Source organism: Mycobacterium sp. PS03-16 (assembly GCF_004570325.1).
Classification (GTDB): Bacteria; Actinomycetota; Actinomycetes; order Mycobacteriales; family Mycobacteriaceae; genus Mycobacterium.
Genome location: NZ_SPQO01000040.1, coordinates 1 through 20,722 on the forward strand (window position 1 = coordinate 1; position 20,722 = coordinate 20,722).

Sequence of the window (20,722 nt, forward strand, 5' to 3'; positions counted from 1 at the left end):
CCCAGCTGGCGCAGGAATGACGCCCTGGTGCTCATCGCCGCGGAGGCGGCCGCGGTGCCGGACAGGTGGGCGAGGTCGGCGAGCGCCGCGGCGTAGCGGCCCTGCCCGCCCGCGGCGACGGCGCGCAGCCACCGGTCGTGCGGATCGGTCGCCGTGGGCAGCGGCCAGCGTTCCGGTCGGGCACCGAACGCGGCGTCGCTGAGCACGGCGCGGATCGTGGTCATGGCATCGAGACGCTATCAACGCCGCCGATGGCAAACCGGCGGGCGGCGCTGCCGCCTCGCCGGTTAACTCTTGGTGCTCGCCGCGTTACATCGGCGTTACGCGGGCACCGCCTCCGACGACAGCCACGCGAACCCGAACTGCACAAATGTCGACTTATGACCGCCAAAGCAACGTCGAATACCACAGTTCGCGCCAACGGCAAGTCACAAGAATGAACGTGACGTTAATTCTGGAGCAGGGCGTATGCGATTGAGCACATGATCACGCTATTGACGGAAAATCTTTTGCCCTTCTACGTTGTGTGCACGAGAGGTCATCGGCGACCCGGTCTCGGATCTGTTCCACGACTCACGCTCGATCGCGTTCGCGAAAAGGGTGTACTGAGAGGGGTTTTCGCAATGCCTCAGCCGCAGCAGCTGCCCGGACCGAACGCCGATATCTGGGATTGGCAGATGCAGGGTCTTTGCCGGGGTGTCGACTCGTCGATGTTCTTCCATCCCGACGGCGAACGCGGCCGGGCCCGCGCCCAGCGCGAGATGCGGGCCAAGGAGATGTGCCGTCGCTGCCCTGTCGTCGCGCAGTGCCGTTCGCACGCGCTGGCAGTCGGTGAGCCCTACGGCATCTGGGGTGGGCTGTCAGAATCCGAGCGGGAGTTGTTGCTCAAGCGCGGTATTCGCCGCACCGCCTGACCTGATTGAGGTCAACGGCCCGAAACGCCGACCGCAGCAAAGCGCTGGTCTAACGGGCGCCGGCCGCCAGCCACTGGTCGAACGTCGTCGGCGCGATCCGCGCGTTCTCGCCCGGTAGCAGCACATTGCCCGCCATCGACAGGTCCAGCGGACCGGACCACGTCGGCACGAGCTTCACCTGACGACCGAGTACCTCGTTGGTGCGGCGCGCCATGTCGACGAGGTCCTGGGTCTCGGGGCCGGCGACGTCGACATAGCGGCCCTGCGGAGGCCCGGCCGCGATCTCGGCGAGAACTTGCGCAATGTCATCCGGGGCGATCGGCTGGACCAGCAGCGGTGCGATGGTGGCGACACCGTCGCGTTCGGTCCAACTGCTGGCCAGCCCGGCGAAGTCGTGGAACTGGGTCGCCGGGACGATCGTCCACGGCACGGCGCCCTGTTCGACCAGCCGCTCCTGCTCCCGCTTGCCCACATAGTGGGCGGTGCCGCCGTCCATCCGCGCGATTCCCACGATCGACAGCAGGACATGGTGCCCGACGCCGGCGCGCTGCTCGGCGGCGAGCAGGTTGCGGGTGGTGGTACCGAAGTACTCCAGGGTCTCCTCGGGGCTGACCGGCGGTGAACTGATCGCGTCGACCACCGCGTCGGCACCGGCGAGCGCCGCGTCGAGCCCCTCGCCGGTGAGCAGGTCGACTCCGAGCGAACGGCTGATCCGGACCACGTCGTGCCCGCCGGCCTCGAGGAACGAGGCCGTGCGGCCACCGATGTTGCCGGTGGCGCCCGCGACTGCGATCCGCATGGTGCACCTCCATGCGCACGGTAGAACAACCGGGCGTCGCCGGCGCGGGATTCGACCGATCGACGTCAGCCGCGGCCGGCCAGCTCGCGCAGCACCCGCTCGGTGACGTTCCAGTCCATGCACTTGTCGGTCACCGACTGCCCGTAGGTGAGCGGTCGGGCGTCCGGTGACTGCGCTCCGCCGACCAGGAAGCTCTCCAGCATCACCCCGCTGACCGGCAGCCCGTCGCGCACCTGACGGGCCACCTCCGCCGCGACCTCGGCCTGGCGGATGTGGTCCTTGCCGGAGTTGGCGTGGCTGCAGTCGACCACGACGCGCCCCGGCAGCCCGGCGGCGGTGAGTTTGGCGGCCACCGCGGTGACCGTGTCCGCGTCGTAGTTCGGCCCGTCGGTTCCGCCGCGCAGGATCACGTGGCAGTCGTCGTTGCCCTCCGTGCTCACCAGCGCGCCGCGCCCCATGTCGTCCATACCGAAGAAGACGTGCGCGGCGGCCGCGGCCTTCACGCCGTCGACGGCCACCTGGATGTTGCCGTCGGTGCCGTTCTTGAACCCGACGGGCATCGACAGGCCGGACGCGAGCTGGCGGTGCACCTGCGACTCGGTGGTGCGGGCCCCGATGGCGCCCCAGGCCACCGCGTCGGCGATGTACTGCGGGCTGGTCGGTTCGAGGAACTCACACCCCACCGGCAGGCCGATGTCGATGATGTCGAGCAGCAGTTGACGGGCGATGCGCAGGCCACGGGTGACCTCGAAGGTGCCGTCCATCCCCGGGTCGTTGATCAGGCCTTTCCAGCCGATCGTGGTGCGCGGCTTCTCGAAGTACACCCGCATCACGATCTTGAGCCGGTCACCGAGCTCCTCGGCGACCTTGATCAGCCGGCTGGCGTAATCGAGCGCGGCGACCGGATCGTGCACCGAGCACGGACCGACCACGACCAGCAGGCGATCGTCGCGGCCGGCGAGGATGTCGGCGATCTCGTCGCGGTCGCGGGCCACCCGCTCGGCGCGCCGTGCGCCCAGCGGGAACTCGGTGAGGACCTCGTGGGGGCTGGGGATCGCGCTGAAGCCGCGGACTCGCCGGTCGGACGTCACCGGTGGCGTGGCAGTCGGGGCGAGGTTCATGATCAGGTGCCTTTCTGGTGTGGGCACCTTGACGTTGATCCGGCGCCCTTGAAATGACGAAAGGCAGCGACCTGGTGGTCACTGCCTGGGCTCCGGGTGGATGCGTGCTTAGTGCTGCGCTTCAGCGGCTCCGCCCGGAGCCTGCATAAAGCGCCAATAGACGGCACTCACACCGATGTTCACGCGATCAGGGTAACCGACTGGCACGCGGGGTCGAAATCGGGCCTCACGGGTTGGCCGGCGGCGGCGGTTCGGCGGTGTCCTCGACGACGGTCGCCGGGGCGACGGGGCGGGGTGTGCGCCGGCCGCCGAGCCACCGCGTCAGTGCGTAGCAGACGACCACGAAGACGGCGACCACGGCGAGCCAGGGCAACAGCAGGCCGAACAGCATCACGGCCCCGCCGACGGCGGAAATCAGTGCATCCCAGCCTCGTTCGATCTGGCCGACGAATCCCCGGTACTCGGGCGCCGGACCGCCGACCCGTTCGGCCGTGAACGTGACGTCGACGGTGCTCAACGCGATGCGGTCGCCGAGGGCGTCGCGCTGGGCGCGCAGGCTGTCCAGTTCGGCCTGCCGCTGCGACAGCGCGTTCTCCGCGGTGATCAGCGCCTCAGGGTCTCGCGCGTCGCGCATGATGGCCAGCAGCCGGTCCACCGAGGTCTGTAGCGCCCGCATCCGGGCGTCGAGGTCGACGCGTTGGGCGGTGACGTCCTCGGAGGTGGTCTGGGCGAGTTCGACCTTGCCGAGCCCCTTGAGCGCGCGTACCACCGTGTCGAGTTCTGCGGCGGGCACGCGCAGCACGACCGAGGTGCTGGCCCGGCCGGTCTGGGAGCCGGAGTCCTCGGTGCGGGCGTCCACCCGGCCGCCGGCATCCTCGACGATCACCGCGGCCTCGTCGGCCGCCGCGGAAGGGTCGGCGACTGTCAGCTGCACCGACGCGGTCTGCACCACGTCGCGTTTGTCGGTCGGCGCTTCGGGTGGGGCGTCCTGCGGGACCGGCGCGACGACACCGGTCTCCATGGCCGGGCCGCCCCCGGCGGGCGCGGAGGGTTCGGGGTTGCCGGCGCAGGCCGTGAGCACTCCGACCGTGGCGATCACGCTGACCGCCAGCACCTGGACGCGACGCCACCGCAGTGTCATGCCTGGGAATCTAGCCAGTCGTCGAGCGGATTGGCCCTGATCCGTTCAGCGCCACCGCGGGACATCGACGCAGCGGCGGCGCTGCCCGGTTTGCGGCTCGCCTGGTCTTCGAAACAGGCCAGGAACTCGTCACCGAAGCCCTGTCGGGGATAGCCGGCGAGAATCTCCCCTCTCGTTTCCGCGGGGAACTCGTCGGGTCGCCGTCCGACAACGTCCCATGCGGTCGCGACCTGCAGAAGGTGGGACTCCGGGTCAGCGTCGGGCGAGACGTCGTCACGCATGTGCAGCACGATGATCTCGTTCGCCCTGGCCGCGCGGTCGGGCTCCCAGCCGGCGGCGACGCCGAAGACCCAGGCCAGTTCCCCGCCCGCTTCCTCGAAAGGCAGCCGGTGGCTGTCGAAGGGATCGGTGAGGCCGATGTCGTGAAGCAGGGCCGAGACGTAGAACAGCTCGTCGTCGAATGCGATGCCGTGCGCGGCGGCGTACCTCGCCCCCCACAGGTAGGACCGGATGCAGTGGTTGCGCAGTGCGGGCGAGTAGTAGCGGGTGGCCACCGACAGTGCGGCTGTCGCGGCCGGTGTGTGCGGGAAGTGGGCCATGTGAAGACGGTCCTGCGCTTACCCGGCCACCGCGAGCGGGTGAGCCGACAGCCAGTCGAGCAGGAGGTCCGCCACCACGTCGGGTTGCTCGTCGAGGAGCCAGTGCGACCCCTGCAGCGTCTCGAACCGGTATTCACCGTCAACGTAGCGGCCGCACTCCCGGGCGCCCTGCTCGAGGAGGGCGGTGTCACCCTCGCTCCAGACGTACATCGTGGGGACCGTGACATGCGCGAGGTAGCTGCGGATGTTCGACAGCGGCAGCGCGCGATACCAGTTGATGGCGGCGGTCAGCACACCTGGTTCGGCCATGGCCCGCGCATCGCGGTCAGCGGCGTCGGGGGGTTGATTGCCCTTCGACTGCATGAATGCCGACAATTTTGCGGGATCCCCGTCCTTGCCGAGAAGGTAGCGCTCGGGAATCTTCGGCAACTGGAAGAAGTACACGTACCACGAGGCAAGGGCCTGCCGGGTGGTCGTCAACGCCTTCACCATTGCTGCGGGGTGCGGGACCGACAGCACGGTCATCGAGGCGAGGCGTTGCGGGACCGTGGTCGCGAGGCCCCAGGCCACGTTGGCACCCCAGTCGTGACCGACCAGATGGACGCGTTCGGCGCCGCTGGCGTCGATCAGCGCGCGGGCGTCGTCGACCAGCTCGCGCAGCCGGTAATCCCGTCGGCGCGTCGGCCGCGCGCCGGGAGAGTAACCCCGCTGGTTCGGCGCCAGACACCGGTACCCCTGTGCGGTCAGCCGCTTCATCACGGCATCCCAACTGTTGTTGAACTGCGGAAACCCATGCAGGAGGACGACGACCGGCGCATCGGGAGGACCGACGTCCAGGACATCGAAGACAAGCTCGCCGCGCCGGTACTGGTCCATGAGGTCAGCATGCGCCGCGATGACCGTGGCCGTGGCGTTCTTCACCGCGCGGTTGTCGACGATCGGCGTCCCGTCGACTTGAATGGCGGGCATGCGCGCCACCCGTGATCTGAAGCCGGCGGCCGCGAGCCTCATGACGATCCGGCGTTCCACCGCTCTGCTGCTCGTGGCGGCGATCAGCGCACTGCTGGGCTGCTCGAGCACTCCGGACCCACCGACCGGTCCGCCGCCGCCCGCGTCGCCGACGTCATCGGCGCCCGACCCGGCGCATCGGCCGCTGGCGTCCGACCCCGCCCGATTGGCCGACGACCTGGTCGCCGACGACACGGCACTGCGCGACACGGCGTCGCCGGAGGCGGTGAAGTCCGCGGCGGCGCACCGTCAGCAGCGGACCTATCGCATCCTGGGGCGCCACCCCGAATGGGATCCGATCGTGCGCCCGCGGATCCCGCAGCCCCTGCTGGCCGCCTACGACCGCAATGTGGACGCGCGCCGGCAGCTCAGCGCGATGAGCAAGCGTGCCAGCACCACGGTGCCTGCGTGGCGCATCGTCCCGCCGACGCCGGCCGACGAACTCCTGCGCTACTACCGCGAGGCGGAAGCGGAGTTCGGCGTCGGATGGCCGCATCTGGCGGCGATCAACTTCATCGAGACCGCGTTCGGGCGGATCGCCGGGGTGAGCACCGCCGGCGCCCAGGGTCCGATGCAGTTCATGCCCGCGACGTTCGCGGCCTACGGGGCGGGCGGCGACATCCGTTCGCCGCGCGACAGCATCATGGCCGCCGGCCGCTACCTGGCCGCCAACGACTTCGCCCACAACCGCGACCACGCCCTGTACCGGTACAACAACTCGAACAACTATGTGCGAGCGGTCAACGCGTACGCGGCGGTGATGGCGGCCGACCCTGTCGCGTTCGAGGGCTTCCACCGGTGGGAGGTGTACTACAACACCTCGGCCGGTGACGTGCTGCTACCCGTCGGGTACTCGGCGGCCGCACCGATCCCCGTCGCCGACTACCTGGCGGCGCACGCGCCGGCACCGACGGACGTCCGCATCTCCCCCGACAGCGAGCAGATCCTGCAGCGCCTGCTGACCGTCCGCAAAAGCAGCGCCGCGGGTGGCCGGCCCGAGGTCCTGTCCCGCGAGTTGCTCGAAACCCCCTACGGCGCAGACACGTTGCTCGGGTCCGCCTCTGAGCCCGAGCAGCTCGTCGTCGATCTGCAGAGGGTCGACTGCTTCACCTACGCCGACTACGTCGAAGCCCTCAAGCGCGCGAACGACCGTGACGGGTTCCTCGACGGCCTGATCCGGGTCCGCTACAAAGACGGCGTGGTCGGCTTCCACCACCGACGGCACTTCTTCACCGACTGGTCGGCGGCGAAACCCACGGTGGCCAACGACGTCACCGCGAGCCTCGGCCCCGCCATCGCCGTGCCGAAGAACCTCAACCAGAAGGACGGCGGCGGGGTGTATCTGCCCGGACTCCCGGTGGTCTCGCGAACCGTGTCCTACATTCCCAGCGCGCGGGTCGACGGTGGGGTGCTGAGCCGGCTGCGCACCGGCGACTACATCGGCGCCTACGCCGAAGACGGTGGCCTCGACGTCACGCACGTCGGCATCTTCATCGACACACCTGCCGGCCCCGTCCTGCGCAACGCGTCCTCACTGGACGCCGACAACAAGGTGGTCGACACGCCACTGCCCGATTACCTGCGGACCATCCCCGGGATCGTCGTGCTGCGCCCGGTTCAGTAGCGATTTCGGCGTGGTTGGTTGCGCCTGCCGCGACCGATCACGCCGAATCCACATCAGGCGGAGACGCCGAGGCCATTGTCGCTGGCGATGAGGCGCGCGAATCTCAAGGACCTCGCAAGACTGAAGTCCATACTGGAAGGGCGACCATAGATCGGTCGCGTTTCTCAGCGGTCCATAAACCTTCTGCGGCAGCGTCATTGCCTCGCCATGGCGACGCGCAGCGCCTGCTCGGGGTCCACGCGGTGCCCCTCGGCCTGCGCGGCGTCGGCAATCGCGAGTTGGACGCCTTTGACGCGTCCGGTGAACGCGTTGTCGCCCGCGCGGTAGTCGGGCGATACGGCCGCCCCGCCGTCTCGCCCGACGTCGCAGCCGTCGTCGGCCGAGTAGACGATCGCCAGCGTCGCCTCGACCGTGCCTTCGCCGACCTTGCGGCCATCGGTGTAAAGGGTGACCGTGCCACCCTTGCCCATACCCTCACCGGAGTAGTCGAATTCCATCCGCACCTGATGCTCGCCGGGTGACAGCGGCTCGGCGGCCTCGACGAAGTAGTGCTCGATGCCGCCGAGGTTGTAGCAGTACTTGAGCTTCCCGTCCTTGACGTACAGGCTCCAGCCGCCGATATTGGCGCCCTGGGCGACGATGACACCCTCGGCGCCCCCGTCGGGTACCACGATCTCGGCGCTCACGGAGTGCGACTTGTTCTTGAGGTTGAGCACGCAGTTCTCCGAGAGGTGCCCCATACCTGCAAACAGCAGCTGGGTGCTTCCTCTGATGAGCACCGGCCTACCGGCGATGTCGGAGTTGAACCGGGTGGCGGTGTCGTCGTCGAGGGGCAGCACGTTGTGCCGGGTCGCCTCGATCAGCCACAGCCGCTGCAGTTCTCGCAGCTTCTCCGGGAACTGCTCCGACAGATCCTGGGCCTGCGACCAGTCGCTGGTGGTGTCGTAGAGCTCCCAAATGTCGTCGTCGAAGGCGGGCTTCTGTTGCCCGACCAGGACCCAAGGCGTGCTGTGCTTGGTGACGGCCGTCCAGCCCTTGTGATAGATGCCGCGGTTGCCGAGCATCTCGAAGTACTGCGTCTCGTGCCGGTCGGCGGCCTCGGCGTCGTCGAAGGAGTACAGCATGCTCACCCCCTCGATGGGATGCTGCTGAACACCGTTGACGAACAGCGGCTCGGGGAGACCCGCGGCTTCCAGCAGGGTCGGGGCGACGTCGATGACATGGTGAAACTGCCACCGCATCTCCCCTTTGGCACGGATGCGCTTCGGCCAGTGCACTATCGTGCCGTTGCGCGTGCCACCCCAGTGGGACGCCACCTGCTTGGTCCACTGAAACGGGGTGTCCATCGCGTGCGCCCAGCCGACCGCGTAGTGGTTGTAGGACTGCGGGCCGCCGAGATCGTCGATCCGCGAGCGCAGGAATTCCGGGGTCTCGATGGCTTCCATCCCGTTGAACGGCAGCATCTCGTTGAAGGTGCCGTGCGGTGTGCCCTCGGCCGACGCACCGTTGTCGCCGATGATGTAGAAGACCAGCGTGTCGTCGAGGGCGCCCAACCGCTCGAGGCTGTCGATCAGCCGACCGACGTGGTGGTCGGTGTACTCGAGGAACCCCGCATACACCTCCATCTGCCGGCGCAGCACCGGTTTGAGGTCGTCGTCGATGTCGTCCCACGCGGGGATCTCGCTGTGCAGTTCAGTGAGCCGACAATCCGCCGGGATCACACCCAGCTCTTTCTGGCGCTCGAACGTTCTTTCCCGCAGGCGATCCCACCCGTCGTCGAACTCACCGGCATAGCGGTCGGCCCATTCCTTGGGCACGTGATGTGGGGCGTGGGTGGCGCCGGGCGCGAAATAGACGAAGAACGGCGTGTCGGGCGCGAGCGCCTTCTGCTGACCGATCCACGCGATGGTCCTGTCGGTCATGTCGTCCATGAAGTGGTAACCCTCTTCGGGTGTCCGATCGACCTCGACCGGTGTGGTGCCTTCGTACAGGCTCGGGTACCACTGATTGGCCTCGCCACCGATGAACCCATAGAAGTACTCGAAGCCACCTCCTCCGGAGGGCCACGCGTCGAATGGGCCGACGGGACTGGTCTCCCATACCGGCACCTCGTGACACTTACCGAACTGAGCGGTGTTGTATCCATTGAGTTTCAACGTCCGGGCGATCGGCGACATCGTGTTCGGCAGGACGGAGCTGTAACCGGGCGATCCGGTCGCGATCTCGGTGATGCCACCCATCCCGACCGTGTGATGGTTGCGCCCGGTCAGAAGCGCCTGGCGGGTCGGCGAGCACAGGGCGGTCGTGTGGAATCGGTTGTACCGCAGTCCTTCGGCTGCCAATCGCTCGGCGGTCGGCGTACGGCACGGCCCGCCGAATGCACTCGACGCGCCGAAGCCCACGTCGTCGAGCAGGATCAGCAGAATGTTGGGCGCGCCGTCGGGTGGGCGGATTCGCTCGATGGGGGGATATGTCGTGTCCGGGTCCTTGGCGTCATAGGTGATCGGCCCGGTTCGGGGTGCGCTGGGAACTGGCAGGTGGGTCCGTGACGTCATGGCGTTCCTCCCCGCGGCAGCACAGACGCCCAGCCGCACGCGCTGCTCGCGAGTCCGGCTGCCCGTCGTCGTCCAGGTAGACGAGCCGACTGTAGAACTGAGGACCTCACCGCGGACGGATACCGCAGGATTTGCCGAATATCCCAGGTTCGGCAGTCGATGCTTGGGAGACTGCTGGTGTCCGAAAGCACGGGGGCTGGCCGACGAAGGGCATGGCGATGCGCTTCACTGGATGTCGCTCGACTGCCTGTCTGCTGCTCGTGGCCGTGGTCGCCGGCGGTGTGACGGCCTGTGGTGAGACGAGTAACGAGCCGCAGGCGCCGTACTACGAGGCGGCGCCATGTCCTCGCCCCAACTACCCGGGAGTGCCCGCAGCCGACCTGGGACCGGAGTACACCTGCGGCTACTTGACCGTCCCGGAGAATCGGCGCGCACCGGGCGGCCGCACGATCAAGCTTCTGGTGGCTCGGGCGCGGGCTGTCAGCGACGCGCCCGCCCCGGATCCGATCGTCTATCTGGCGGGTGGTCCCGGCGGCGCCGGGACATTGAGCGCTCCGGGCGTGATCGCCGGCGGAATGAACACCGATCGCGACGTCATCTTCCTCAACCCCCGGGGGACGATCCACAGCGACCCGTTTCTCCCGTGCCCCGAGACGGACGAATTCGCCTCGCAGGCAATTGGACTGGTTTACACGGAGCAGTCGACCGCGCGGCGCGACGCCGAATCCGTCGCGTCCTGCCGGGAGCGGTTGGCGCCGACCGGGGCGGACTTCGCCGCCTACAACTCACTCGAGAACGCCGCGGACGTCGCCGACCTGCGAGTGGCGCTGGGCATCGAGGAGTGGAATCTGTACGGGGTGTCGTACGGCACCGATCTGGCACAGCAGGTCCTGCGAGATCATCCCGACGGTGTCCGCTCAGTGGTCCTCGACTCGGTCGTGCCGGTGGGCGAGAACCTGGTGGACCGGTGGTGGCAAGCCCCGGCGAGCAGTCTGGCCGCGATCGCGCAGGCTTGCACAACCGAATCCGCTTGTGCCGCTCGGTATCCTGATGTGACGGCCCAATTCACCACGGCAGTCAATGCGCTGAACCAGGCGCCCGCCGATGTCACCGTGACCGGTACGAACGGGCGCCCCCTCGCAGTCACCGTCGACGGCTTCAAGCTCGTGTCACTCATCGTCGCCTGGACTACCGACCAGACCAAGGTCACCGACATCCCGCGCATGATCTCCGCCGCCGCGCGCGGTGACGTGCAACTGGCCGCCGAGGGGATCGCCGCGGGCGACCTGCCCCCAGACCAGTGGGGCCTGCTCGGCTCCGGATTGGCGTTCGGCGCGTACTGCCAGGAGATGGCGGCCTGGACCACCCCCGAACAGGCCCTGGCCGAAGCACGAAAGGCCATGCGAGGCCTGCCCGACTCAGTTCTGCGCATCACGCCGACGGGCAGCTACATGTTCGATGAATGCCGCGCGTGGGGTCTGGGCAGGTCCGACCCTGCGGCACGGGCGCCCGCGTCGAGTGACCTGCCGACGCTCATCCTGTCCGGCACGTTCGACGCGAGCACCGCGCCGGCGTGGGTGGATGACATCAAAGGCGGCTTTCCGAACGCGGTGGTGTTGCACTTCCCCGGTCTCGGTCACGGCGTGCTGCCGCCCTCGGCCTGCGCCCAGTCGATCATGACCGCATTCCTCGACCAGCCGGGGCCGGACGTCGACCGGTCGTGCATCGCCGGCGTGAGGGTGCCGACCTTCGCGCCGGCCTAACCCGCGCCCTCCGTAGCGGCGTGCCTGGTTGCGCCTGGCGCGACCAACCACACCGAAATCGCTCCGTTGTGTTCGCGCAACGCGGGGAGGACGCTATGAGGGCGGCGCCGGAGCCACCAGGCCTTAAGGGGGCGGACACATGACCAGCATCTTCGATGAGCACCTGGACAAGAACCGCGCGAACTACGCGGCACTGTCACCGGTGAGCTTCGTCGAACGCAGCGCCGAGGTCTTCGGCGATCTGCCGGCCGTGATCCACGGCGCGCGACGCTACGACTGGCGCACCCTGCGCGAGCGGTCGGCGCGCCTGGCCGCGGCGCTGTACGCGCTGGGCGTGGGTCGTGGCACGACGGTGACGACGATGCTCTCCAACACACCTGAGATGGTCGAGGCGCAGTATGCGATCCCCGCGCTGAACGCTGTCATCCACGCGCTCAACACTCGCCTGGACGCGCCGGCGCTGGCCTGGCAGATGAGCCACAGCGAAGCGGCCGTCGTCATCACCGACCGCGAGTTCGCGCCCGTGATGGCGCCCGCGCTGCGAATGCTGAGCGACGAGCACGGACGCCGTCCCATGGTCATCGACGTCTGCGACAGTGAGTACATCGGCTCCGGCGAGCGCCTCGGCGCGCACGAATACGAGGCACTGCTGGCCGCGCACGCGCCACTCGAGCGGCTCGGCGGCCCGGCCGACGAGTGGGATGCGATTGCGGTCAGCTACACCTCGGGCACGACCGGTGACCCGAAGGGCGTTGTGACACACCACCGCGGCGCCTATCTCAACGCGGTGTGCAATGCGGTGACGTGGACGATGCCGAACTTCCCCCGCTACCTCTGGACGCTGCCGATGTTCCATTGCAACGGATGGTGCTTCCCGTGGACGGTGGCCATGCTCGGCGGCGTGCATGTCTGCCTGCGCCAGGTGGACGCGCCGTCCATCCTCACCGCGATGCGCGATCACGGCGTCGACCACTACTGCGGCGCGCCGATCGTCCACAACATGATCATCGGCGCGCCGGCTGGGGAGCGTGCGGGGATCCGGCAGCGGGTGCGCGGCATGGTCGCCGCCGCCGCGCCACCCGCCAAGATGATCGACGGTATGGCCGACATCGGCTTCGACATCACCCACGTCTACGGCCTGACCGAGGTCTACGGGCCCGCCTCGGTGGCGGTCAAGCGCGACAGCTGGGCCACCGAGAGCCTGTCCGAGCAGACGCGCCTCAACGGCAGACAGGGCGTCAGATATGTGCTGCAGGAGGGCATGACGGTGATGGATCCCGAGAGCATGCGCGAGGTTCCTGCCGACGGGCAGGCCATGGGCGAGATCATGTTCCGTGGCAACATCGTGATGAAGGGGTACCTGAAGAATCGGTCGGCCACCGAGCAGGCCTTCGCCGGCGGATGGTTCCACACCGGCGACCTGGCGGTGCTCGAGCCGGACCGCTACGTGAAGATCAAGGACCGCAGTAAGGACATCATCATCTCGGGCGGAGAGAACATCAGCTCGCTCGAGGTCGAAGACGCGCTGTATCAGCACCCCGCCGTACAGGCGTGCGCGGTGGTGGCGATGCCGCACGACAAGTGGGGTGAGACACCGATGGCGTACATCGAGCTCAAACCGGAGGCAACCGCCACGGCGGACGAACTGATCGCCCACTGCAGGCAACTTCTCGCGAAGTACAAGGTGCCGAGGGTGATTCGTTTCGAGCCCATCCCCAAGACCTCCACCGGCAAGATCCAGAAGTTCCCGTTGCGCGAACGCGCGAAGAGCGTGGCGACGATCGAGTGAGGTGTCGACGATGGAAGAACCACTGCTGCTGCACGACCGCGACCAGCGCGGCGTCGTCACCCTCACCCTGAACCGCCCACAGGCGTTCAACGCGCTCTCGGAGAAGATGCTCGCCGCGCTCAGCGGTGCTTTCGAGGAGCTCGCCAGGGACGAGTCCGTCCGCGCCGTGGTGCTCGGGGCGTCGGGTAAGGCGTTCTGCGCCGGCCACGATCTCAAGGAGATGCGGGCCGAACCGTCACTCGAGTACTACCGGGAACTGTTCGCCCGGTGCTCGGCCGTCATGCTCACGATCCAGCGCCTGCCCGTGCCGGTGATCGCGCGCGTGCACGGCCTCGCGACCGCGGCGGGCTGCCAGCTCGTCGCGATGTGCGACCTCGCGGTGGCCAGCCGCGATGCGCGCTTCGCGGTCAGTGGCATCAACGTGGGATTGTTCTGCGCGACGCCGGGGGTGGCGCTGGCGCGGAATGTGCCGCGCAAGACGGCCTTCGAGATGCTGGTCACCGGCGACTTCGTCACCGCCGAGGAGGCCTGCGCGAAGGGCCTCGTCAACCGCGTCGTCACCGCCGACGCGCTCGATGACGAGGTGGCGGCGCTGGTCGCCCGCATCGTCACGAAGCCGCGCGTCGCGATCGCGATGGGCAAAGCCCTGTTCTACCGCCAGCTCGAACAGGGCATCGAGTCCGCCTACCAAGACGCCGGCGCCACGATGGCCTGCAACATGATGGACCCGAGCGCGTTGGAAGGGGTGCAGGCGTTCATCGAGAAGCGCCCACCCCGAAAGCGGATTCGGCGTGATTGGTTGCGCCCAGCGCAACCAATCACGCCGAAATCACCGATTACTAGTGGGCGTGGCCGTGGTGGTGGCCGTGCCCGTGATCCGCTTCCTCGGCCGGCTTGTCGACGACCGCCGTTTCGGTGGTGAGCACCATCCGGGCCACCGACGAGGCGTTGAGCACCGCGGAGCGGGTCACCTTCACCGGGTCGACGATGCCCTGGCCGACCAGGTCGCCGAATTCCAGCGTGGCGGCGTTGAAGCCCTGTCCCGCAGGCAGATCGGCGACCTTGTTGACCACCACCGAACCGTCGAGGCCGGCGTTGGTGGCGATCCAGTACAGCGGCGACGAGAGCGCCGTGCTGAACATGGCCGCCCCGAGCGCCTCGTCACCGGAGAGCGACTCGGCCAGCTTCTGCACGGCCGCACGGGCCTGCACCAGCGCGGAGCCACCGCCGGTGACGATGCCCTCCTCGACAGCCGCCTTGGCCGCGGCGACCGCGTCCTCGACGGCCTCCTTGCGCTTCTTGAGGTCGGTCTCGGTGGCCGCGCCGACCTTGATCACTGCGACACCGCCGGACAGCTTGGCCAGCCGCTCCTCGAGCTTCTCGCGGTCCCACTCCGAGTCGGTGGACTCGATCTCGGCGCGCAGCTGCTTGGCCCGGTCGTTGATGGCGTCCTGGGTGCCGCCGCCGTCGACGATCACGGTGCTGTCCTTGGTGACCACGACACGGCGCGCCGTGCCCAGCACCTCGAGGCCCACCTCGCGCAGCATCAGGCCGACGTCGGGGTTGACCACCTGACCGCCGGTGACGATGGCGAGGTCGTCGAGGAACGCCTTGCGGCGGTCACCGAAGAACGGCGCCTTGACCGCAACGGCCTTCAGCGTCTTGCGGATCGCGTTGACCACCAGCGTGGACAGCGCCTCACCCTCGATGTCCTCGGCGATGATCAGCAGCGGCTTACCGGCCTCGGCCACCTTCTCCAGCAGCGGCAACAGGTCGGGCAGCGAGCTGATCTTGTCGCGGTGCAGCAGCACCAGCGTGTCCTCGAGCACCGCTTCCTGCGTGTCGAAGTCGGTGACGAAGTACGCCGACAGGAAGCCCTTGTCGAAGCCGACGCCCTCGGTGATCTCCAGTTCGGTATTCATCGTCGAGGACTCCTCGACGGTGACGACACCGTCGTGGCCGACCTTGGTCATCGCCTCGCCGACCAGCTCACCGATCTGCTCGTCGCGCGACGACACGGTCGCCACCTGGGCGATGGCCAACTTGTCGTCGACCGGGGTGGCCGCGGCGAGCAGCGCCTCCGACACAGCGTCGGCGGCCTTGCTGATGCCGACGCCCAGCGCGATCGGGTTGGCACCGGCGGCGACGTTGCGCAGACCCGCCTTCACCAGCGCCTGGGCCAGCACGGTGGCGGTGGTGGTGCCGTCACCGGCGACGTCGTTGGTCTTGGTGGCGACCGACTTGACCAGCTGGGCGCCGAGGTTCTCGAACGGGTCCTCGAGGTCGATCTCGCGGGCGATGGTGACGCCGTCGTTGGTGACGGTCGGGCCGCCCCACGACTTGGCCAGCACCACGTTGCGACCGCGCGGACCGAGCGTGACCTTGACCGCGTCGGCGAGCTTGTCCACACCGACTTCCATTGCGCGGCGCGCAGTTTCGTTGAATTCGATCTGCTTGCTCATGTCTGCTCTCTTCTAAGCACGCCGCCCCGGGACCTTCCGCGTCTGAGCGCGGGAGATCACCGGGGCGGACATGGGTGCTTACTTGTTGACGACCGCCAGCACGTCGCGGGCCGACAGGATCAGGTACTCCTCGCCGTTGTACTTGATCTCGGTGCCGCCGTACTTGCTGTAGATGACGGTGTCACCCTCGGCGACGTCCAGCGGAATCCGCTTCTCGCCCTCGTCGTCCCAGCGGCCGGGGCCGACGGCGACGACGGTGCCTTCCTGCGGCTTCTCCTTGGCGGTGTCCGGGATGACCAGACCGGAAGCGGTCGTGGTCTCGGCCTCGTTGGCCTGAACGAGGATCTTGTCCTCGAGTGGCTTGATGTTCACGCTCGCCACGATGGAGCCCTCCACTAGTTCGGTGTAGGTCCGGGTTGGTCCGGGACCTGGGTTCAGTGTCTTACCAGGTGTTCGGCATGCGTCCGGGCCCGTGCGCCGTCGTCGCGGGTGCCGACACCGGGTTGGCCGCCTGCCACCTAGCACTCTATACATGCGAGTGCTAGCACTCAAGGCTGGGCGGGTGCGGGTCGGGATCGGCGGTCGCCAGGGTGACGAGCCCGTACGCGACGGCGAACCGGTGGCCCAGCCGACCAGCGACGTTGCCACGCCCGACGGTGACGCCGGAACCGAACCGTTCGCTGAGCGCCCGGACGAGCTCGTCGTCACCGGCGCCCCCGCCGACCAGCAGTATTCCGGTCGCCGTCGGTGCCGCCCGCTCGATACCTCGGGCGACGTTGCCGCCGATGATCTGTTGTTTGGCCGCGAGCCGCCAGCTGCGCCACTCCGCTGCCGACAGTCGTGCCGTGAACGGCAGCCAGCCACTCGGTGCCGCGGTCAGCAGCCACCCGGTGTTACGGCCGTCGAGCGGCGCGTCGAGGAAGCGTCGCCGCCCGTGCTCGTCTTCCACGAGCTGCACGGTGACCGCGGTGACCGCTTCGGCACGCTTGGCATACTCGGCCACGCTCCTGGACACGTTCAGAGCGGCTGCCGTAGCGGTCGTGAGAAGCTGGCCGGCACCGGCGAGAACGACGTGCGCTTTTTCGGGGACGACGTCGACCGTCCCCCCGCCGACGTCCACCACGACGACGTCGGGTGTGACGCCCGGCGTGGTCAGACCGCCGGCCCGCGCCGCCGCGGCCTCGGAGACCACCCGCGTCACGGGAACGCCGAGGGCCGTGGCCAGCACATCGGCATCTGCGGGAAGTCGACCCGCGCCACCCATCGTGGCCACCACGAGGCTGTCGGTCGCCACCGACCCGCGGCGCGTATTCGCGTGCGCGGCGATGTCGGCGAGGTGGACGGCGTACGCCGACCCGTCGGGTGCCTCCGGATCGGGGGACGCGGTGGCCGACTCGGCGACCGGGGCGACCGGGGCGTCGTCGAGCGAGACGACGGCACACACGCTGTCGAACAGTTCCTCGGCCACGGCGCGAGCATCACCGCGTTCGTCGTCGCGCAATCGGAGTGCGTCGGCGAGCCAGAACGGGTCGGAGAGCCGTCGCAGCGGTCCCACGCCCTCGCGGACCTCGACTGCCACGAGCGTCGCCGACAACAGCCGTTCGACGTCGACGTCGTCGACCACCGGCAGGCCCGTCTGCAACCGGTTTGACACCAGCACGGCCTCGTCGTTGGCGGTGAGCACGGCGACGACCTCCCGCCCGGCCGCGACCGCCGCATTGACGGCGGCCGCAACGGCGCCGTAACCCCACTCCGGGCCCGCACAGACCACGACGGGGTGGCCCGGGTCCACGTTGTCGAGGTCTTGAACCGGCACCGGCACCCCGACTCCGCTCGCGTCGCCCGCAGTGGTCGCCGCCGACCGCAACGCGATCGTGAGCCGGCCGGTACTGCGAGTCGGCAACCGCACCCGCTCGACCGCCGAGTTCACGGGCGGCGTCGGCGCGAAGGCCGCCCGGTCCACCACCACGTCATGCGATTCGGCCAACCGCCGCACCAGCTGGGCGGCACCCTGGATCGCCCGCACCGATCCTTTGCCGCCGCGCGTGGGAGTGCGTGCGCTGGCCACCACGACGACGTCCGGGCTCGCGCGGCAGAGCACCACCTCCGTTGTGGCGTTGCCGATGTCGACCCCGGCCCAGACGGTCATCGCAGCAGGCCGCGCCGCCGGTAGACCGCCGCCGCCTCGCGCACCAGCGCGGCGCAGACGGGCGCCTGCTGCGCGGCCAACCGATCCGCCAGCTCGTCGAGCTCGGCGAACGTGGAACGGCCGGGCCGCAGCGCCTCGTACGCCGACAGCATCTCCTGTGGGCTGAGCGCCGTCATCTCGGCAGCCCGCCGCAGGTTCATCCCCAGCTGCACCGACCCGGCACGTTCGGCGTGCTCCGCCTGCACCAGCAGCTGCTCCCGACTGATCCGGATGTCGTCGAGGGCCAAATCGCCGTTGCAGGCGGCCTCGACGGTGACGTCGGTGACGCTACGGCCGGAATGCGAATGAGCGGTCATCGCTTGAACTCCATGTCGACGGCGGTACCACCCGGTGTGCACTCCCGGCGCTCGATGGCGACCATCGACACGACCCGGGTGTGATAGCGAGCGGTGATGGCTTCGTCGGTGTAGGCATTGCGCATCGGGGCGGGCGTCGCCCCCTTCGCGTGCCTGCCGGCGTTGATGCCGATGAGCCGGTACATCTCCGGTGTGATCAAGGGCGCAACGCTGAGCAGTTCGAGGTTGGCCAGCGGTGGAAGGTCGCGACGGTGGATGAGCGTCGTGCCTTTGGCCTGCAACCCCACCCCGATCCCGGACCCCGCCAGCCGCGCTGCGGACTTGCCGATGGAGCCGAGGTCGATGCTGTCGGCGACGCGCACCAGCCGAGGCACGCACCGCTCCTCTTCGAGGCCGGCCAGGATCTGCTCCAGCGCGTCGTAGATGGTCATGCCCGACAGCGTGCGAAACAGCCTGACGCCGAATGCCGGCGACACGCCGACGACGACTTCGCGCGGGTCCACACCCACCTCCGCCGAACCGAGTACCAGCAAGCGGTCGGGCTGCGCGAACGTCGCCTGTTCTGTGACCAGATCGGTCACCGAGCGCGCCTGTCGCACGGCGTCGATCTGCGCTTGACGTTGCGCGGTCGGGCGGTAACCCGTCCCGGGTCCGCGATAATCGTTCGGATCCTCCAGTGCCGACAGCACGTTCATCTCTTCGTCGAAGATCGCGGCCACCTGCAGATACTCACCGGTGACCCGGGCTCGGGCCATCGCCAGTACGCGGTCGGCGAGGTCGGAGAAGCCCGTCTCGGCGAGCGCGGTGACGACGTCGATCACCGTGAGGCCCGTCTGGTCGATCATCCTGGCGGCACTCAGCACGGCCACCCCATCGGTGTCTGGCAGATCCTTCGAACCGACTGCGCCCACAACGGCTTCCACGTGATCGTCGTCGAAGTCAGCCAGGCCGAGGTACTCGAACACCGCACGCGTGGCCTCGGCGGCCTGCCTGCGCATGGCCTCCAGCGTGGTCGGGTCGACCGAGCGCAGGCCACCGTCGACTCCCCAGTCCCGTTGCATCACCAGATAGTCGTCGAGGTCTGCGGCGTTGAAGTTCGACGGCCCGAACATGTTGTCGTACGCGACGACCGAGCCGAATCCGGAGAAGATGAAGTCGGATCCGGACAACAGCACCGGCAGGGTCCGGCTGGTGCGGCGCATCGTCGATTCGGACACCAACGTGTCGTTGCCGCTGCAGGACTCGAGCCCACGGAGCATGACCATGAGGTTCTCGGCGATCAACTCCCTGACGCCGCCGGGCACCGAGGCCGTGATCGATGCGCCATCGATCCCGCCGTTCTGCACGCCCTGTGCACCGATGCCCTTCGCCAACGCCACGCACCGGGCCTCCAGGTAGTTCATCGACTTGCGCTCGGCCTGTCCCATCAGCACTTCGGAGCCGGCCCCGCTCGACAGTCGCATCTTGATCCCGCGGGACGCGTACGCCGACGTCAGGAACGCCTTGGACCACGGAGTGTCATCACCGTCGACGAAGACCTGCTCGGTGCCGTAGACCGAGACGGTCTCGGCGTAGGACACCAACCCGCGCACACCGAGTTCCAGTTCCCGGGCCTCCTCGACCGAACATTGGGTCAATGCGCCGGGTGCGGGCACCTGCGAGCCGATGAGCAGCCCGATGGCGACGGCCGGGGCGTCGTCGAGCACGGGGACGGTCGCCTCCAGCTCGCGGAAGCCGTAGACGACGGCGGTGGCCGCGTCGGCCGCGATGAGCAGCGGGTCGTCGAGCCGATTGGTGACGTGGGCCTGATTGGCGGGGGTGCGGCGGGCACGCATCTTCATCATCGCCATCTGGATCTCGACGGGATGCAGCGTCGCGACGACGCGGGCCATCTTCGCCGGGGTCAGCCCCCCGCAGATCCGCAGGACGTCGTCCCGCGGCACGCTCGTGTCGACGATCATGCGGGCCAGCGAGTTCTCGCTCATCGCCATCGAGCGCGGGGCCTCGGCGTGGTCGATGGCATACCTCACGATGAACTCGTCGATCGTGTCGAAGTCCGCGACGCGCGTGCCGTCCATCTCGAGCACGGTGCCGTCGTCGTCGACGACCCACGACGGTTGCGGGTCATGGGGCGAAAGGTGGGAGACCATGCCCAGTTCCGGGTCCGGTTCGGCGAACCCGTCCAGGTTCACGCGCTGCTGGTCGAGCAGGCGGATGCGCCCCAACCGGTGGTCCGGTTCGGGTGCGGGACTATCGGGGTGCATGTAACACAGCATCGGACCGAGCTACCGGGCGAGCAACGGCGAACACCGTCCTTCCAACAACTTGCTAGCGCGTTACAACAAGGTGTTGGAAAGTGCTGCGGATCACTGGCAGACGACACGCCCATCTCGCACACTTGCCCCCGGACTCGGAGCCGGCAGTGCGACTCCGCGCGCAGAG

At 68.5% G+C, this 20,722-nt stretch carries 16 protein-coding genes and 2 pseudogenes; 6 read left to right on the forward strand and 12 right to left on the reverse strand.

Annotated elements, in window-relative coordinates; genetic code table 11:
* Nucleotides 1-224 (reverse strand): annotated as a pseudogene (locus E4P42_RS23245) (hypothetical protein); the annotation flags it as partial.
* Nucleotides 225-623: 399 nt separating this feature from the next.
* On the opposite strand from E4P42_RS23245, the gene E4P42_RS23250 reads away from it, so the two are divergent.
* Nucleotides 624-914 (forward strand): WhiB family transcriptional regulator, encoded by a 291-nt coding sequence (locus tag E4P42_RS23250; RefSeq protein WP_135128497.1) that lies wholly within the window; start codon nt 624-626, stop codon nt 912-914.
* 49 nt (nt 915-963) lie between these two features.
* Here the strand turns inward: E4P42_RS23250 and E4P42_RS23255 are convergent, their stop codons facing one another.
* The 5 genes from E4P42_RS23255 to E4P42_RS23275 all read right to left on the reverse strand — a co-directional run bounded on the left by E4P42_RS23255 (nt 964) and on the right by E4P42_RS23275 (nt 5,450).
* On the reverse strand, nt 964-1,713 hold the full coding sequence (locus tag E4P42_RS23255; protein ID WP_135128498.1) for an SDR family oxidoreductase: 750 nt from the start codon (nt 1,711-1,713) through the stop codon (nt 964-966).
* A 65-nt stretch (nt 1,714-1,778) separates the two neighbouring features.
* Nucleotides 1,779-2,834, reverse strand: coding sequence for a 3-deoxy-7-phosphoheptulonate synthase (locus E4P42_RS23260; RefSeq protein WP_135128544.1), 1,056 nt, complete (start codon nt 2,832-2,834; stop codon nt 1,779-1,781).
* A 226-nt stretch (nt 2,835-3,060) separates the two neighbouring features.
* The gene (locus E4P42_RS23265; protein ID WP_135128500.1) at nt 3,061-3,975 is read right to left on the reverse strand and encodes a DUF4349 domain-containing protein; all 915 of its coding nucleotides are present in this window, start codon (nt 3,973-3,975) and stop codon (nt 3,061-3,063) included.
* Nucleotides 3,972-4,574: an HD domain-containing protein gene (locus E4P42_RS23270; RefSeq protein ID WP_135128502.1), complete on the reverse strand. Its 603-nt coding sequence runs from the start codon at nt 4,572-4,574 to the stop codon at nt 3,972-3,974. Before E4P42_RS23270 ends, E4P42_RS23265 begins: the two co-directional genes overlap by 4 nt.
* Nucleotides 4,575-4,592: 18 nt before the next feature.
* Complete coding sequence (locus E4P42_RS23275; protein ID WP_135128546.1) at nt 4,593-5,450, reverse strand: alpha/beta fold hydrolase; 858 nt, start codon at nt 5,448-5,450, stop codon at nt 4,593-4,595.
* A 133-nt stretch (nt 5,451-5,583) separates the two neighbouring features.
* Here E4P42_RS23275 and E4P42_RS27505 point away from each other — a divergent pair.
* Together E4P42_RS27505 and E4P42_RS27510 are read left to right on the forward strand one after the other, a co-directional pair.
* Nucleotides 5,584-6,480, forward strand: a pseudogene (locus tag E4P42_RS27505) (transglycosylase SLT domain-containing protein); the annotation flags it as partial.
* Complete coding sequence (locus tag E4P42_RS27510) at nt 6,469-7,206, forward strand: DUF1460 domain-containing protein (protein ID WP_245234188.1); 738 nt, start codon at nt 6,469-6,471, stop codon at nt 7,204-7,206. The pseudogene E4P42_RS27505 and the gene E4P42_RS27510, both read left to right, overlap by 12 nt.
* A 194-nt stretch (nt 7,207-7,400) precedes the next feature.
* Here E4P42_RS27510 and E4P42_RS23285 read toward each other — a convergent pair whose 3' ends face one another.
* Entirely contained in the window at nt 7,401-9,761 is a 2,361-nt protein-coding gene (locus E4P42_RS23285; protein ID WP_135128506.1) for an arylsulfatase, read from the reverse strand.
* Between the two features lie 212 nt (nt 9,762-9,973).
* On the opposite strand from E4P42_RS23285, the gene E4P42_RS23290 reads away from it, so the two are divergent.
* The 3 genes from E4P42_RS23290 (at nt 9,974) to E4P42_RS23300 (ending at nt 14,235) form a co-directional block, all read left to right on the forward strand.
* Entirely contained in the window at nt 9,974-11,524 is a 1,551-nt protein-coding gene (locus tag E4P42_RS23290) for an alpha/beta hydrolase (protein ID WP_245234186.1), read from the forward strand.
* A 139-nt stretch (nt 11,525-11,663) separates the two neighbouring features.
* A complete protein-coding gene (locus E4P42_RS23295; RefSeq protein ID WP_135128508.1) occupies nt 11,664-13,313 on the forward strand; it encodes an acyl-CoA synthetase in 1,650 nt (549 codons plus the stop codon).
* Between the two features lie 10 nt (nt 13,314-13,323).
* The gene (locus tag E4P42_RS23300; RefSeq protein WP_135128510.1) at nt 13,324-14,235 is read left to right on the forward strand and encodes an enoyl-CoA hydratase; all 912 of its coding nucleotides are present in this window, start codon (nt 13,324-13,326) and stop codon (nt 14,233-14,235) included.
* On the opposite strand, the gene groL is transcribed toward E4P42_RS23300, so the two are convergent.
* The 5 genes from groL to E4P42_RS23325 form a co-directional block, all read right to left on the reverse strand.
* Nucleotides 14,153-15,775, reverse strand: a complete 1,623-nt coding sequence (groL, locus tag E4P42_RS23305) for a chaperonin GroEL (protein ID WP_135128512.1) — start codon at nt 15,773-15,775, stop codon at nt 14,153-14,155. The two genes, E4P42_RS23300 and groL, sit on opposite strands and share 83 nt — an antisense overlap.
* A gap of 78 nt (nt 15,776-15,853) precedes the next feature.
* Entirely contained in the window at nt 15,854-16,156 is a 303-nt protein-coding gene (groES, locus tag E4P42_RS23310) for a co-chaperone GroES (RefSeq protein WP_069416845.1), read from the reverse strand.
* A gap of 160 nt (nt 16,157-16,316) precedes the next feature.
* Nucleotides 16,317-17,924 (reverse strand): diol dehydratase reactivase ATPase-like domain-containing protein, encoded by a 1,608-nt coding sequence (locus tag E4P42_RS23315; protein ID WP_135128514.1) that lies wholly within the window; start codon nt 17,922-17,924, stop codon nt 16,317-16,319.
* Complete coding sequence (locus tag E4P42_RS23320; protein WP_135128516.1) at nt 17,921-18,280, reverse strand: diol dehydratase small subunit; 360 nt, start codon at nt 18,278-18,280, stop codon at nt 17,921-17,923. The genes E4P42_RS23315 and E4P42_RS23320 overlap by 4 nt, the downstream gene beginning before the upstream one ends.
* Nucleotides 18,277-20,544: a propanediol/glycerol family dehydratase large subunit gene (locus tag E4P42_RS23325; RefSeq protein WP_135128518.1), complete on the reverse strand. Its 2,268-nt coding sequence runs from the start codon at nt 20,542-20,544 to the stop codon at nt 18,277-18,279. The genes E4P42_RS23320 and E4P42_RS23325 overlap by 4 nt, the downstream gene beginning before the upstream one ends.
* Nucleotides 20,545-20,722 lie beyond the last annotated feature (178 nt).